General features: G+C 44.8%; 14 protein-coding genes. 8 read left to right on the top strand and 6 right to left on the bottom strand.

The features are described 5' to 3' along the window. Nucleotides 1–229: 229 nt before the first annotated feature. The 4 genes from NI461_RS05475 to NI461_RS05460 form a co-directional block, all read right to left on the bottom strand. Nucleotides 230–769 (bottom strand): gamma carbonic anhydrase family protein, encoded by a 540-nt coding sequence (locus NI461_RS05475; RefSeq protein ID WP_253156750.1) that lies wholly within the window; start codon nt 767–769, stop codon nt 230–232. A 102-nt stretch (nt 770–871) separates the two neighbouring features. After that, nucleotides 872–2020: a D-alanyl-D-alanine carboxypeptidase PBP5/6 gene (gene dacC, locus NI461_RS05470; RefSeq protein ID WP_151203875.1), complete on the bottom strand. Its 1149-nt coding sequence runs from the start codon at nt 2018–2020 to the stop codon at nt 872–874. A 129-nt stretch (nt 2021–2149) separates the two neighbouring features. Beyond that, nucleotides 2150–2530, bottom strand: coding sequence for an MCR_0457 family protein (locus NI461_RS05465; RefSeq protein WP_174659971.1), 381 nt, complete (start codon nt 2528–2530; stop codon nt 2150–2152). 163 nt (nt 2531–2693) lie between these two features. After that, the gene (locus NI461_RS05460) at nt 2694–3065 is read right to left on the bottom strand and encodes an MCR_0457 family protein (RefSeq protein ID WP_174659970.1); all 372 of its coding nucleotides are present in this window, start codon (nt 3063–3065) and stop codon (nt 2694–2696) included. Nucleotides 3066–3175: 110 nt separating this feature from the next. On the opposite strand from NI461_RS05460, the gene surE reads away from it, so the two are divergent. From surE to NI461_RS05445, 3 genes are all read left to right on the top strand, one after another. Continuing rightward, nucleotides 3176–3955 carry a 5'/3'-nucleotidase SurE gene (gene surE / locus NI461_RS05455; RefSeq protein ID WP_253156748.1) on the top strand — a complete coding sequence of 260 codons (780 nt, stop codon included), beginning with the start codon at nt 3176–3178 and terminating at the stop codon, nt 3953–3955. A gap of 105 nt (nt 3956–4060) precedes the next feature. Continuing rightward, nucleotides 4061–4891, top strand: coding sequence for a peptidoglycan DD-metalloendopeptidase family protein (locus NI461_RS05450; protein ID WP_253156746.1), 831 nt, complete (start codon nt 4061–4063; stop codon nt 4889–4891). Nucleotides 4892–4982: 91 nt separating this feature from the next. Then, the gene (locus tag NI461_RS05445; protein WP_151204855.1) at nt 4983–5912 is read left to right on the top strand and encodes a LysR family transcriptional regulator; all 930 of its coding nucleotides are present in this window, start codon (nt 4983–4985) and stop codon (nt 5910–5912) included. Nucleotides 5913–5973: 61 nt separating this feature from the next. Here NI461_RS05445 and NI461_RS05440 read toward each other — a convergent pair whose 3' ends face one another. Further along, the gene (locus NI461_RS05440; protein WP_151206099.1) at nt 5974–7185 is read right to left on the bottom strand and encodes an aspartate aminotransferase family protein; all 1212 of its coding nucleotides are present in this window, start codon (nt 7183–7185) and stop codon (nt 5974–5976) included. 159 nt (nt 7186–7344) lie between these two features. On the opposite strand from NI461_RS05440, the gene grxD reads away from it, so the two are divergent. Further along, nucleotides 7345–7686 carry a Grx4 family monothiol glutaredoxin gene (grxD, locus tag NI461_RS05435; RefSeq protein ID WP_151204857.1) on the top strand — a complete coding sequence of 114 codons (342 nt, stop codon included), beginning with the start codon at nt 7345–7347 and terminating at the stop codon, nt 7684–7686. A gap of 87 nt (nt 7687–7773) precedes the next feature. Here grxD and NI461_RS05430 read toward each other — a convergent pair whose 3' ends face one another. Further along, nucleotides 7774–10392, bottom strand: a complete 2619-nt coding sequence (locus NI461_RS05430) for a Lon protease family protein (RefSeq protein ID WP_253156756.1) — start codon at nt 10390–10392, stop codon at nt 7774–7776. A gap of 228 nt (nt 10393–10620) precedes the next feature. Between NI461_RS05430 and NI461_RS05425 the strand changes: the two genes are divergently transcribed. From NI461_RS05425 to rpmE, 4 genes are all read left to right on the top strand, one after another. Further along, entirely contained in the window at nt 10621–12771 is a 2151-nt protein-coding gene (locus tag NI461_RS05425) for an MFS transporter (protein WP_253156744.1), read from the top strand. 1 nt (nt 12772) lies between these two features. Beyond that, a complete protein-coding gene (gloA, locus tag NI461_RS05420; RefSeq protein ID WP_151204860.1) occupies nt 12773–13174 on the top strand; it encodes a lactoylglutathione lyase in 402 nt (133 codons plus the stop codon). Nucleotides 13175–13302: 128 nt separating this feature from the next. Further along, nucleotides 13303–14283 carry a bile acid:sodium symporter family protein gene (locus NI461_RS05415; protein WP_151204861.1) on the top strand — a complete coding sequence of 327 codons (981 nt, stop codon included), beginning with the start codon at nt 13303–13305 and terminating at the stop codon, nt 14281–14283. 201 nt (nt 14284–14484) lie between these two features. Beyond that, complete coding sequence (gene rpmE / locus NI461_RS05410; RefSeq protein WP_004971624.1) at nt 14485–14709, top strand: 50S ribosomal protein L31; 225 nt, start codon at nt 14485–14487, stop codon at nt 14707–14709. Nucleotides 14710–14787: the final 78 nt, after the last annotated feature.

The following is a 14787-nucleotide window of genomic DNA, read 5'->3' as shown; positions in this document are numbered from 1 at the left end:
TTTTAGCTTGTATTTATATTTGGCTGCCTTTATGAAAGGTTAACAAACCCTAACTTGAGAACCACTTACATATAGCAATGCTGCTGTTTGAGAAAAAAGCATCAACACAGAGTAATTGACTACTATCGCACCCAAGGACTAGAGCAGTGCATTTGGTGTGGTAGCCCAAGCGGTGCCTCTCGTCCTTTTATTTTTTAAGCCAATTTTTATGTATGATGGATAGAGAAGCTCAAGTTTGGTTCAAGTAGTTAGTCGATACCTTGACATAATTCTGTGCGGAATAGGATAAAAAAGCCAATTCTTTTTCAGTTAGTGGACGGGCTTTTTTGGCAGGGCTGCCCACATATAACCAGCCGCTTTCCAGTACCTTGCCGGGCGGTACCAGCGTTCCTGCACCAATCATGACATCATCAGGAATTAACACATCATCCAGAATAATACTGTTAATGCCAATGAGGACGCGGTTGCCAATGGTGCAGCCATGTAGAGTCACATGATGGCCAATCGTGACATCTTCTCCAATAATTAAAGGTGAACCATTTGGTTTGTCAGCTTTTTTATGGCTGACATGCAGCATGGCATGATCCTGAACGTTGGAGTTTTTACCGATTCGAATCGAGTTCACATCACCACGAATCACCGCAAAAGGCCATACTGAGACATTTTCAGCCAATACCACATCACCGACCACAATGCTCATGGGATCGATATAGCAGGAAGTATCGATCTGTGGGCGAGTGTTTAAATAAGGGCGAATATTTGGGTGCATATTGCGGGGTCCGAGGCTTATTAAAAAACATGAAGAGTATAGAACAAAAAAGCATCCATCTGAATGAATGCTTTGGCTTTCGTCTAAGACGGAATGTTTGACTTAGAACAGGTTGCTGAAGAACTGTTTGATATGGTCGAGCATACGTGCAAAGAAGCCTGCTTCTTCAACCGCATTTAAAGCAACTAGCGGTTTTTCTGAAATGACTTTACCATCCAGAGTCGCTACATATTTCCCCACGACCTGACCTGGCTGTAAAGGTGCGGTCAGTTTAGGCTGAACGACCAACTGGGTTTTAATGGCATTAGCCTGACCTTTAGGCATAGTCACATTAAAGTTTTCTGCAAGACCGATCTGAACTTCATCTTCCTTTGCAAACCAGACTTTGGCCTTAGCCAACACCTGCTTGGCGGGTTGAACATTTTTGGTTTCAAAGTTGGCATAACCCCAAGCCAGCAAGTCACGTGTCTGTGAGGCACGTTCTTGCATTGATGGCGCACCAAAAATCACCGAGATCAGGCGAGTTGGTCCGCGTTTGGCAGAGGTGGTTAAACAGAAACCCGCTTCATCGGTATGGCCGGTTTTTAAGCCATCCACACTTGGATCTGTATAGAGCAGGGCATTACGGTTACCCTGTTTGATGCCATTAAAGGTAAATTCTTTTTCTGAATAAATTGGATAGTATTTTGAGCTGTCTTTAATAATGTGCTGTGCCAAAATCGCCATATCTTTTGCAGTTGAATAATGACCTTCTGCTGGCATACCGGTTGAGTTCACAAAGCTGGTATTGACCATGCCGATACGTTTCGCTTCCTGATTCATCATATGTGCAAAGGTACCTTCGTTCCCTGCAATATGTTCAGCCATCGCCTTAGAAGCATCATTACCGGACTGGATAATAATCCCGCGTAACATTTCCAGTGTAGTCGCGGTACCATTTAAGGGCACATACATACATGACTCGGTGCTACTCCCACGGCACCAGGCAGATTCGTTCATACGAACCTGTTCATTTTCAGTCAGCTCACCGCTTAATAACTTCTGTTCGATGAGATAACTGGTCATCATCTTGGTCATTGAAGCCGGGGCAAGTTTTTCATTTTCATTTTTTGCAGCGAGAATTTGCCCTGTCTCGAAGTCCATTAGCACATAAGATTTATTATTCAATTCTGGTGGTGCAGATAAGACAGTTGCTGCAAAGCTGAAACTAGGAATTAATAATAATGCAGCAAGAGCGGTTTTTTGGGTCATTTCTAGTGGGTTCCAATATCTTGATGTAGGCACAAAAGAGCCTAGCATTTTAGGACAAAGCTAGGCTGACTTCTATGGGAAACCCGGGGTTATTTTAAAAGTATTGTAAGTAGCTGCAAGAAAAATGATTTAATTGCTGTAGGCAGTTAATTCATCACAAATCACTTGATTTTTTTTCTTACCGGCCTTTTTGGCATCGGTCTTGGCTTCGGCCAGAATATGGCGAAAATCTGCCTGTTTGCTCAATTGATTTAAGCTCTCTACCGGATTTTTCTGACCTGGTAAATATTCAGCCACCAGCTTGTTATAGCCCTGGTTGAATTTGGCTTTGTCCTTGACCATGCCTGGACAGATTTCAGATAAGACATAAATCGCAGCAAGTTCATGCGGAGTCACAGATTGAACGGGTGTAACTTCAATATTTTCATCAGCAGCATTTGCGGAAGTGCCCAGAAAAGTTGCCACAGAAATGGCGCACAAAGAGAAGGTTTTAAATAAGGTCTTTTTCATTGAAAACTCAAAAATCAGCTTTAGAACAATAATTTGCCTAGCTTAAACCTATTTTTTGAATTGAAAAGTATGAAAATGTAGTGAAGCTGTAGAATTGTGAAGATATCTGTAAGAAAAATAAGACGATGTAAGCACCGTCTTATTTAGGATCCTAAAACTGGGCTCAACCTTGATGGTCAAGAATTTCCTGACAAACTGTTTGTTGTTCTTCCTGAGAAGACTGTTTTGCACCGTCACGTGCTTCTTTCAGTAAAGATTTATATTCTGAATCGGCCTGAAGCGCTGAATAGGTCATGCCTTTAACCGAGTATTCCCCAAGATAGGTTTGGATCAATTGCTGAATTACGCTGTCAAATGTTGCATTTTTACCAATAATGGCAGGGCATACCTCAGCCATGACTTGTGCTGCGGCAATATCTTCTTTAATGATTGTATTGCTTTCTTCGGTGGTCAGATCAGTCGTTGCAAGTACTGAGTGAGAAAAAAGTGCGCTAAAGCACAATGCTACCCCTGATAAAGATTTTTTTTTCATCATGATGAACCAGATTTATTAAAGGTGGATGTAAGGCCACAAATATATATAATTCCTGAACGAATACAATGAAATGTCCTAACGAGTCATTTTCTGGCATAACGAGATTTTTTGTGAATATATTGATTTCAAATGATGATGGTGTGTTTGCCCCTGGTCTTCAGGCTTTGGCACGGGCTTTGAGTGCTTTAGGGCGTGTGGTGGTGGTGGCACCTGAAAATGAACGTAGCGGCTATTCCAGTGCGCTGACCTTGGACCGTCCCCTCCGGCCGATCCAGATTTCTCCTGATGTCTGGGCGGTCAACGGTACGCCTGCAGATTGTGTCTATCTGGCCATGAACGGTTTATTCGATCTTGAATTTGATCTGGTCGTCAGCGGCATTAACAGCGGGGCAAATCTGGGAGATGATGTGCTTTATTCAGGTACTGTAGGGGCGGCCCTGGAAGGGCGACTGAGCAAGCATCCTGCACTGGCGGTTTCGCTATGTGGTGCCAATGTCCGTGGCTATGAATCTTCTGAAGATTACCGGGTTGCGGCAACCTGGGTACGTGATTTTATTGCACAGGGTCTGCCCGTCTTACCGGAGCGACATATCTTTAATATTAATATTCCGGATATAGCCCTTTTAAAAGGTGCCAAGGTGACCTATCAGGGCCGTCGTTCACAATCCAAGCCCATTAGCAGTCATGTGGATCCGCGTGGGCGTCAGGTCTACTGGATTGGGCTGGCAGGTGAGGCAGTTGCAGAGCCAAAAAAAGGCCTGACCGAGATCGAATCTGACTTTTTCGCAGTCGCAAACGGCTACGTTAGTATCACGCCTATCCAGATAGATGCCACAAACTACGCAGTCTTGCACGACTTACAGGCCCAGCTGCCTGAAAACCTTCTATAAGTGTTATAACTTTGTGAAAAAATAACTATTGCAAGTATATTGCAGTAAAACTTTGCTACTCTTAACGCAATTTTGCAACCGTATAAATGTTTAGAGAGGAAGATAATGTCCTTGGTGTCAACGAAAAGCTTCGCGATAGCCTCAACATCCACCTTGATGAAAACCCTGGTTTTATCGATCGCAGCGGCATCCGCAATCATTATGACAGGTTGTGCAACCAAGCCTCAGGTGAATAATCCGGCTCGCTATGCTACAGCTCCTGACTTTTATACGGTTCGTTCTGGGGATACCTTGAGCGGTATTGCGACACGTTATGGCCTGAACTATATCAGTATTGCAGAAATGAATGATATTGCTCCGCCATACCGCATCTATGTAGGACAGTCGATCCGCCTGAAAAAGAATGCCGCACGTCGTACAACGGCTCAGCCTGTTACCCAAGCTGCACCTATCCAGCGTCAAACTATTGCAGTACCTACACCGACACCGGCGCCTTCAGTCAGCACCACTGTACAGACCACTCCACGCATAAGTCCTACACCGGTAACTGCGGTATCTACCGCGGCTGGATTGCGTTGGGTAAAACCGTCAAATGGTCCAATTTTGCAGGCCTATGATCTGGATGCAAATATCAAAGGCACCCGTTATGGCGGCCAAATGGGTGATCCGGTGATGGCAGCAGCTGATGGTCAGGTCGTCTATGCAGCCGATGGCTTAAAAGAATATGGCAATCTGATACTGATCAAGCATATTAATGGCTATATCACCGCTTATGCACATAACAGTAAATTAAACGTGAAAAGTGGTCAAAATGTAACAGCCGGTCAGAAAATTGCAGAAATGGGATCAACAGGTACCAACCGTACCATGCTTGAGTTCCAGGTACGTTTAGATGGTAAGCCGATTAATCCGACAGCAGTTTTACCAAATAATTAAATAAATAATGCAAAGCGCAAATTTCACCGTATAATACAATGAGTTGCTTTTATCAAAAGATGAGGCATCTCATAAGTTTAGAGGGAAATTTATGTTAGATCAACTTCGGGCAATGGGCGTCTTTGCTTGCGTTGTGGAAAAGAACTCGTTTAGCGGGGCTGCTCGTGAGTTAGGGATCACGACCAGTGCTGTGAGTCAACAAATTCGCTCATTAGAACAAGATATGGAAGTTATACTTTTAAATCGTTCGACAAGAAAATTAAGTTTGACTGAAGTGGGGCAAGCATTTTTCCACAGTTGCCAAGAAATGCTATCGGCTGCAGAGCGTGGCAAAGTTCGCATAGATGAGTTACGTGATGATCTGGTAGGTGAACTTCGCATTGCCTCCTTGCCAGAATTATGCGCTAATCATGTAATTCCTGCACTTTCCCACTGGATGTCTGCTCATCGTGGTCTGAGGGTTCATCTGGATACAAGCAGTCATGAGGTTGATTTGTTGGAGGGGCGTATCGATATTGCCCTGAAATTTGACCAGAATCAGGACGACCCGAACCTGCAGGTTGTACCATTGATCCAGATTGAACAGATTCTGGTTGCTGCACCAAGTTATATTAATCAAAAGTCAGTCATTTCACGTCCTGAAGATCTGAAAACTCATGATATGTTGCCACTGACTCATTTCAAGCAGTATCAGCGCTTCTATTTTAAGCATATTCATAGCGCAGAACAGGTGGAGTTTGAGCTAAATTCACGATTTAGCACCAACAATGGTCAGGTTGCCAAAGCCATGTGTTTACAGGGAAATGGCATTGCCAAGATTTTATATCTGGATGGAAAAAAAGACTTAATGAATGGTTCTCTGGTTGAAGTGTTGCCTGAATGGAAGCTTCCACCACTGACACTTTATGCCGTCATGCCGAAACGAGAACAACAGCCGACCAAAACGCTTCGTTGCATTGATACACTGAAACAATATTTTAGCCAGATTGCTGGGGGACGCGTGTTACAAGTGGCCTCATAAATATCCAGACTATAAAAAAAGCCGCTAGAAAGCGGCTTTTTTGGTTTAAAGCTTATCTGTCTTAAGCTAGATAAGCTTTAATCATTTTAACCAGACGCTCCACCAGCTGGTCTGCCTGTTCTTGAGTGATATTCAGGGTAGGCAACAGACGCACGACATTTCCTGCGGTTACATTGATGATCATCTTGTATTCATCACGTGCAATATCCACCAGCTCGGCACACGCTTTCGGTAATTCAATTCCAATCATAAGGCCAAAACCGCGTACGGTCACGTTATGGGCTGCAAGTTGGGTGCGTAGCTGTTCAACAATATAAGCACCTTTTTCCGCTGCATTTTCCACGATATTTTCTTTTTGCATAATATCGATAATGGTATAAACCACACGTGAGCCTAAGGCGGTCCCACTATAAGTCGAGCCATGATTACCCGCAGTTAAAACGCCTACACCACGGCCTTGGGTCATGACAGCACCGATCGGGAAGCCATTGCCCAGACCTTTGGCTGTGGTCAGTACATCTGGAATAATATTGGTATGCTGATAGGCAAAATATTTTCCTGTACGGCCATTTCCGGTCTGAACTTCATCGAGCATCATCAACCAGTGGTGCTGGTTACAGAGCTGACGGATTTCTTCCAGATAGCTAAAGCCCTGCGGAGCTGTATTAACTCCACCTTCGCCTTGAATTGGCTCGACCAGAATCGCGACAATATCAGGATGGTTGATCGCTGCTTCTTCAATGGCTTCAATATTGCCAAAAGGAACACGGATAAAACCTTCAACCAGAGGGCCAAAACCTTCTTGAACTTTCTTGTTGCCTGTTGCAGATAGGGTAGCCATGGTACGGCCATGGAAAGAGTGCTCGGCTACAATAATTTTAGGGCTGGCAATGCCTTGCATATGACCGAATTTACGCGCAATTTTGATGGCGCCTTCATTAGACTCTGCACCACTGTTAGAGAAGAAAACCTCTTCCATGCCTGCTACTTCGGCAAGTTTTTGGGCTGCAGCAGTCTGCCAAGGTACTTCAAACAGGTTGCTGGTATGGATCAGGGTGGCTGCCTGTTCGGCAATCGCTTCAGCAATGACCGGGTGTGCATGGCCCAAGCCACATACGGCAATACCGGTTAAGGCATCCAGATATTCCGTACCATCCTCGGTATACAGATATGCACCTCGCCCTCGGATAAAGCTGATCGGTTGACGGCCAAAGACTGGCATCAAGTGAGAAGGTTGATCAGTTTGCACCGGAGCGAGACTAATATTGTTCATGACTGACTCTTTAGTGGAGGTGGAAATAAAAACTTATATAAGCAAAAACCTGAGCAGATTTAAAGGGTAAATGTAAATAAAAATGGATTTATTGCATTAGCCATACTGTTTTTCTCGGATTTCGGTATAATGCCAGACAGATTAGTTGAGGATTTATCAATGACTGAACAAGTACGCGATACCGAAGCGTTAATTCGTGACCAAATTGCTAAACATGCAGTACTTCTTTATATGAAAGGTACACCACAATTTCCACAGTGTGGTTTCTCTGCGCGTGCGGTAGAAGCACTCAGTCAAATTGGTCGTCCATTTGCTTATGTGAATATCCTTGAAAATCCGGATATCCGTGCAACTTTGCCACAAATCGCAAACTGGCCGACATTCCCACAGCTTTGGATCAATGGCGAGTTGATTGGTGGTAGTGACATCATGCTCGATATGTTCCAGAAAGGTGAATTGAAGTCTTTAGTTGAACAGTACAGCCCGGCACCTGAAGCTTAATTGATTTAATTAAACTCACAGCTGTAAAAAAGCGCTTCTTTTTAGAAGCGCTTTTTTATGTGGGTAAAAGGAAAATGGGGGGCAGAATTATTCTTCTGCCTTGTGCCCGGAATTTTCCAGATCTTTTGATTCAGCCGCCAGTGCTTCTGCAAGAGCGTCTTGCTTTGCCTGAATATCCTTTACTGCGGCTTTTTCTTTTTTCTTCTTCTTCTTTTTTTTCTTTTTCTTTGGCTCTTCCTCAAATTCGGCACCATCTTCAATGGCTTGCCAATAATCTAGCTGTTCCATGACGGCTGCATAAATCGAGTCTTTGCTATAACGGCCTTTTTTATCCATTTTGCCGACTGGACGTGCCATCAGAATCTCAAGCGCCTGATCAATGATATCAATGGCATGGATATGAAACTGACCTTGTTCGACTGCTGTAATCACATCTTTGCGTAACATCAGGTGCTGCATGTTTTGACGTGGAATAATTACGCCTTGTTTGCCAGTCAGACCTTGCAGTTTACAGGCGTCGAAAAAGCCTTCGATTTTGGCATTCACTCCACCAATCGGCTGCACTTGGCCCAGCTGGTTCATGGAGCCGGTAATGGCCCAAGACTGGTCAATCGGTAATTGACTAATCGCAGAGATGAGGGCGGAGAGTTCAGCAACGGTTGCACTATCTCCATCGACCTGTCCATAGCTTTGTTCAAAGGCCAGAGCGGCTGAAAAATGCAAGGTTTGTTCACGGCCGAAATGTGCTTTCAGAAATGAAGCCATCAATAACACGCCTTTGGCATGTAAAGAGCCGCCCAGTTCAACACTGCGTTCAATATCCAGAATATCTCCGCCGCCTTGATAGACCGAAGCGGTCAGACGCGAAGGAAGGCCAAATTCGACATCTGCATAATGGATCACTGATAGGGCATTGATTTGACCGAGACGATGACCGCGGGTTTCAATCAGTTGAGTACCGCGGGTCAGATCCTGCCAGTACAGTTCACGTAAATAGCCTAAGCGGTATTTGCGGTGATCCAGAGCCATGTTGATATGCTTTTCAGAGACCATCTTGTCAGCGGCCTGAAAGGCATGATGGTGAGCCTCGCGAATCAGGTCCCCCAAAGTCAAGGCATGCAGGGATAAAGAACTCTGGTCTTCGGCCTGACGGCTAGAGTCAGTGAGCAGGGCGGAAAGGGCGGAACGGTCAAAAGGCAATAATTTATCAGACTGCACATAATCGGCAATCAGCTGCATATAGGCCTGTTCATTTTCTTCATTGCGCTGCAGGGTATCGGTAAAGTCGGCACGGATTTTAAAAATACTGCCTAGCTCTGGTTCAAGCTCCAGAATTTCATAGTAAATTTCTGGTTCAGCCAGCAGTACCACTTTAATATTTAAAGGGATAGCAGCAGGCTCAATCGAAATACTGCCGGTTAGGGTCAGCATGTGTTCCAGAGAAGAAAGCTTCAGATGACCCGATTTAAGCGCACGTTTAAGACCCTGCCAGGCATAAGGCTGTTCCAGTAATTGCTCGGCTTCAAGCATCAGGAAGCCACCGTTGGCTTTATGCAGTGAGCCGGGACGGATTAAGGTGAAATCTGTGGTAATCGTGCCATTTTGGGTCAGCTGTTCTACATGACCCAAGAGGTTGTAATGGGTTGGAAAGTCTTCAAAAATCACTGGTGCGCCAGCATTGGGTTTATGGGACACAATGACATTGGCCTGATAGCGGGCGGGTACACGACTGAAAAGCGCAGGTGTGAAGTCATCTTCTTCCTGTTCCAGTACAATCTCGACATTATTAATAATGTCTTCGGCATATTGCTTCAGATACTGTTCGAGTCCTTCCACATGTTTGAACTTGGACAGGATATGTTCAACCCGTGGTAAAACGACCTGTTTGGCAATATCACGGTTCAGCATTTGCACGCGATCACGTGCATCATCTTCCAGATCACCCAGATGCAGGCCGAGACGCTCCAGCTTCTTGTCCATATAGCGCATATTGGCCGCAATTTCTGCGCGATCCTTGTTGCTGAGGGCGTTCAGGTCATCCTGTGACATCTCCTGAACCTTGTCATCTTTCAGATAGACAGGCACGAAGCAATGTTCATCGTTGCGGGTAATCAGTTTTAAATCCAGATCTTCGCCTTCACGGGTCAGTTCGATGAGCGCCTGTTGCTGCTCGTCTCCCGTTTCCTGGCGAATCATTTCAATCCGGTTGTGATAGCTTTCCGCAGTAAATCGACGTTCCAGTTGCTTTAGAATAGTCTGCCAGCTCTGATGTAAAATTGTCTGGAATTTTGGGCCCTGACCGGCAGGAAGTTGCAGGGCAATAGGTTGGCGCTGGTTCTGGAAGTTATTGACATAGACCCAGTCATTTGGCGTCTCCATGGTTTTTGCATGTTGCTGTAGCAGCCGCTTTACCATGGTACGTTTGCCCAGACCTGCAGTGCCGACAGCAAAAATGTTATAGCCTGAATAAGGAAGCGCAATACCGGCTTCTACCGAGGCACGGGCACGGTCCTGTCCCAAAAAATTATTTAAGGGTTTGATTCTTTTTGTAGAAGCCGGAATTTTTTCGAGCTGGGGGATGTGTGTGAGTTGTTCTGCGCTGAGGCGGGTATGCGCAAGTGTAGGGTGTATTTCGCTTTTTTCAAATACTGAGACTGCTAGTTCAGAATGCTTAGAGAGTTGGGCTGTTGTTGTGTTAGTGGCAATAGAAGAATTAATTTGATCGAGTCTCTGGGTCACTGTTGAAAATCCAAAACGAAATATTACGTTGATAAGGTTTAAGGTATACAGATTTACTTGAAAATTTCAAGCTGCGGCATCGTTTTTGGCAAAAATAAAAAATCCAGAATGTGATAATTATATAAATCTTATTGAAAGATGGCGTATTACAGGATTGAATAGCAGCAATTGATTTTCACGGAAAATAACAAGCTAATGACCACACAAACGACGGATTGGAAATCCGCATTTACAGCATTTTTGGATCGACGTGCCTTGATCATGCTGTTTTTGGGATTTTCAGCCGGTGTCCCGATTCTTCTCATTTTTTCCAGCTTGTCTTTATGGCTTGGTGAAGCCGGAATCAGCAAAAGTGCCGTGACTTTTTTTAGCTGGGCTGCATTGGGATATTCTTTTAAGTTTGTCTGGGCACCGCTGATTGATGAATTACCACTACCCTTTCTAACCAAAGCCTTGGGTCGCCGTCGGGCCTGGCTTCTTGTTGCCCAGATTCTCATTGTCTGTGCTATTGCAATTATGGCATTTTCTGATCCAGCATTGGGTCAGGCACATTTACAGCAAATGGCACTAGGGGCAGTATTGCTCGGCTTTTCAGCGGCAACCCAGGATATTGTCATTGATGCCTATCGTATTGAACTGGCTGAAGCCCAGATGCAGACCGTGCTGGCATCGACCTATAATGCCGGTTACCGCATCGGGATGATCGTGGCTGGAGCAGGGGCTTTGTTTCTGGCTGCCTATCTAGGCACCGCCAAAGGCAATTATATCTATGATGCCTGGAAGTGGACCTATCTGGCGATGGCAGCCGTGATGCTGGTGGGTATTCTGACCACACTATTGATTCGTGAGCCACAAGTAGAGCGTATTCATAAAGACTATCAGCGTAGCGACTATTTTCGTCTGGTTGGTGTGTTTTTTATTGCCGTTATCAGCTTTGTTTCAAGCTATGTGTATTCAGGAAACCTGGTCACCATTATGATAGAGCGCTGGGCTATTCAGGATAGCTTGGCTTTGTTCTGTTTTGAAGCTTTACGTTTTATTGGCTCCGCTGCAGTTGCATTTGGGGTGGGTGCTTTGCTGGTCAAAATGGGCGCTGTGAACAGGCAGATGGCTTATGAAACCTGGGTGAATCCGGTGGCCGATTTCTTTGAGCGTTATGGCTTAAAACTGGCGCTGGTGCTGTTGCTCCTGATTGGCTTTTATCGGGTCTCCGATATTATTGCCGGGGTAATTTCCAATGTGTTCTATCAGGATTTAAATTTCAGCAAGGAGCAGATTGCTGAAGCCGTCAAGGTATATGGGGTGATTTTCTCTCTGCTCGGAGGTTTTCTTGGCGGATTGTTGGCCCAGAAGATGAACATCATGAAGCTGATGTTTGTGGGTGCTATTCTTGCCTGTTCAACGAATCTGATTTTTATAGGCCTGGTTAAATCTGGAGAAAAACTCGCTCAGGTCGAAGTGCAGGTCGGACCGCATTATTATCAGGTTGACACCGACGAAGTCGGTTACTGGAATATTCCGGTTCCCAAAGCAGCGCTTGAACAGAGCGATATTGTGATGGTCAAGGCTCAGTATCAAGATCAGGATATACCCGCAGTGACACTGCATATGCCTTATCTTAAAAGCCAAGCTCAGCAGGCACAATTACTGTTGTTGCCTATTACAACTGACAATATTATTACAGCCAATGAGCAGGACAATAGCATTGTAGTACGCGGACAATATACGGGCGCAGCGCTGCAAGATCAGCAAAAAATTGTAATGACGCTAGATGACCAGAATTTTGATGCCAAACTGGATGAGGCGGGTACGTTTAGTGCTGCAATTCCAGCCGAAAAATTGGTAGCTTCAGCGACCAGGCAGATTAGTGTCAATCTGATGCAGCAAGATCAGGTGGTTTTGACCCAGCAGCACAGCTATATGGTGGATTTGACTCAAACTTTAACGAATGCTCTGGATGTCGAGATTCAGCCGCTCAAGATGGGTGATGCGGATATGGTTGAGGTACAGGGGAAAGTGATTAAGCCTTACAGCTCTGCCTGGCTGTATTTTGCCATAATCGTGGATAATTTGGCTGCTGGATTGGCGGGTGCGGCTTTTATTGCTTTCTTGTCGAGCCTGACCAGTGTGTCCTTTACTGCGGTGCAATATGCCATTTTCAGTTCCCTGATGACCCTAACTCCTAAGATTTTGGGAGGATATTCAGGTACTATAGTCACCAATATTGGTTATCCGAATTTCTTCCTGATGACTACCTTGATGGGTATTCCAATCCTGATTCTGGTGGTCTGGGTCGCAAAACTGCTCGGTGAACACCAACAACACTCTGTAAATAAGGAGGATTAATATGCGCATGCTACATACCATGTTACGTGTAGGCAATTTGGAACAGTCTTTGAAGTTCTATACTGAGGTACTTGGTATGACTTTGCTTCGTAAGCGTGATTACGAAGAGGGTCGTTTTACCTTGGCTTTTGTGGGCTATGGCGATGAAGAAAACCATACCGTACTTGAATTGACCCATAACTGGGACACGGCAAGTTATGAGCTGGGCAATGCTTATGGCCATATTGCCATTGCTGTGGATGATGCCTATAAGGCCTGTGAGGAAATCAAGGCACGTGGCGGTAATGTGGTTCGTGAAGCAGGTCCAATGAAAGGCGGTGTAACCGTGATTGCCTTTGTGGAAGATCCAGACGGCTATAAGATCGAACTTATCCAGCAGGATAGTAATGCACGTAACAACTGATCCATACCGCAAGTAAGATGAAAAATCATTTTTTATTGGACTTGCAAAACGATCTAACTATGTCCAGAATTCGCTAGATATCTGGGCATTTTTTATCAAAGAATAAAACTTAAAGGGAAGTAAGTCAGATGCTTAAGCTCTTAGCATTAGATCGTTTTACAATATTGTTATTTGTAATGATATTGCTGGCCAGCTTGCTACCGGTCTCCGGACAGGCAGCCCAGGTGTTTGGTTGGGTCACAACAGCAGCAATTGCAATCCTGTTTTTTCTGCATGGGGCTAAACTTTCCCGTGAAGCGGTGGTTGAGGGGATTATGCACTGGAGGCTGCATACTCTGGTCTTTGCTTTGACTTTTGCCTTGTTTCCTCTTTTAGGATTATTGGCCAAGCCGATTTTACAGCCAATGCTGGGGCAAGAATTATATTGGGGCTTTCTGTTTATGTGTTTCTTGCCATCGACAGTCCAGTCGTCGATTGCTTTTACCTCAGTGGCCAATGGTAATGTGGCGGGTGCTGTCTGTAGTGCTTCCTTTTCTAATCTGATCGGTATGTTCATTACTCCTGCACTGGTGGCATTTTTCATTTTGGGCCAATCCGAACATGATTTTGATCCGACTGCTTCCATTATCCAGATTACCTTGTTGCTATTGGTTCCTTTTATCTTGGGGCAGGTGTTGCGTCCCTGGGTTTATCCTCAGATGATGAAAATGCCAAAGCTCGTCAAGGTTTTTGACCAGGGTTCAATTTTGCTGGTCGTATATGGTGCTTTTAGTAGTGCAGTGGTTGCTGGACTATGGAACGAAGTCAGCATCAGTACCTTGTTGTTATTGCTCTTGGCATGTTCGGTTTTATTGACGATTGTTATGCTGTTATCGCTGTATATTCCACGCTGGATGGGCTTTAACCGCGCCGACCAGAAAACGGCATTTTTCTGTGGTTCCAAAAAAACGCTGGCCAGTGGGGTACCGATGGCACAGATTCTATTTATTGGACAGCCATTGGGTATGATCGTATTACCAATTATGATTTTCCATCAAATTCAGCTGATGGTCTGCGGAGTTGTGGCTAATCTCTGGGCCAAAGAACCCGAGGAACCGGCTCAAGAATAATTCGCTTATTGAATCAGTTTGCCGTATAATATTGTCCAACTTGTTGTGCTTAGCTCTGACGGTATCTGTCTCGGTGGGCCAAAAGAATGGTCTGTTATGGTGTTGATCTGCCAGAATTTCGGTTTCGGCTTTCCTCAGGTTTGAGAGTGATCAATTGCGATGACAGCAAAACCTTCTTTAATCTTTATGGAGTAATCGACGATGCGCGCCGATATTCACCCAAAATACGAAAAACTAGTTGCTACTTGCTCTTGCGGTAACGTAATCGAAACTCGTTCAGCTGTTGGTAAAGAAACTCTTTATCTAGACGTATGCTCAGCTTGCCACCCATTCTACACTGGTAAGCAAAAGAACGTTGACACTGGCGGTCGTATCGACAAGTTCAAACAACGTTTTGCTGGTATGTCACGTTCTATCAAACGTTAATACCCAAAATAAAAAAACGGGCAATATGCCCGTTTTTTTGTGCCTGTGATTCAGGAAATTTCTCCAGCTTCACAGGTT

It is taken from the genome of Acinetobacter sp. S4400-12, from assembly GCF_024129495.1.
GTDB lineage: Bacteria > Pseudomonadota > Gammaproteobacteria > Pseudomonadales > Moraxellaceae > Acinetobacter > Acinetobacter lwoffii_C.
Note: the sequence above shows the minus strand (reverse complement) of the source record. Positions and strands in the feature narration are given on the sequence as shown.

What these genes read in the sequence shown, in the direction of transcription:
- gloA (WP_151204860.1), top strand. Translation starts at nt 12,773, where the DNA reads ATGCGCATGCTACATACCATGTTACGTGTAGGCAATTTGGAACAGTCT.
- NI461_RS05415 (WP_151204861.1), top strand. Translation starts at nt 13,303, where the DNA reads ATGCTTAAGCTCTTAGCATTAGATCGTTTTACAATATTGTTATTTGTA.
- dacC (WP_151203875.1), bottom strand. Translation starts at nt 2,020, where the DNA reads ATGACCCAAAAAACCGCTCTTGCTGCATTATTATTAATTCCTAGTTTC.
- NI461_RS05460 (WP_174659970.1), bottom strand. Translation starts at nt 3,065, where the DNA reads ATGATGAAAAAAAAATCTTTATCAGGGGTAGCATTGTGCTTTAGCGCA.
- rpmE (WP_004971624.1), top strand. Translation starts at nt 14,485, where the DNA reads ATGCGCGCCGATATTCACCCAAAATACGAAAAACTAGTTGCTACTTGC.
- NI461_RS05445 (WP_151204855.1), top strand. Translation starts at nt 4,983, where the DNA reads ATGTTAGATCAACTTCGGGCAATGGGCGTCTTTGCTTGCGTTGTGGAA.
- NI461_RS05465 (WP_174659971.1), bottom strand. Translation starts at nt 2,530, where the DNA reads ATGAAAAAGACCTTATTTAAAACCTTCTCTTTGTGCGCCATTTCTGTG.
- NI461_RS05425 (WP_253156744.1), top strand. Translation starts at nt 10,621, where the DNA reads ATGACCACACAAACGACGGATTGGAAATCCGCATTTACAGCATTTTTG.
- grxD (WP_151204857.1), top strand. Translation starts at nt 7,345, where the DNA reads ATGACTGAACAAGTACGCGATACCGAAGCGTTAATTCGTGACCAAATT.
- NI461_RS05440 (WP_151206099.1), bottom strand. Translation starts at nt 7,185, where the DNA reads ATGAACAATATTAGTCTCGCTCCGGTGCAAACTGATCAACCTTCTCAC.
- NI461_RS05450 (WP_253156746.1), top strand. Translation starts at nt 4,061, where the DNA reads ATGTCCTTGGTGTCAACGAAAAGCTTCGCGATAGCCTCAACATCCACC.
- NI461_RS05475 (WP_253156750.1), bottom strand. Translation starts at nt 769, where the DNA reads ATGCACCCAAATATTCGCCCTTATTTAAACACTCGCCCACAGATCGAT.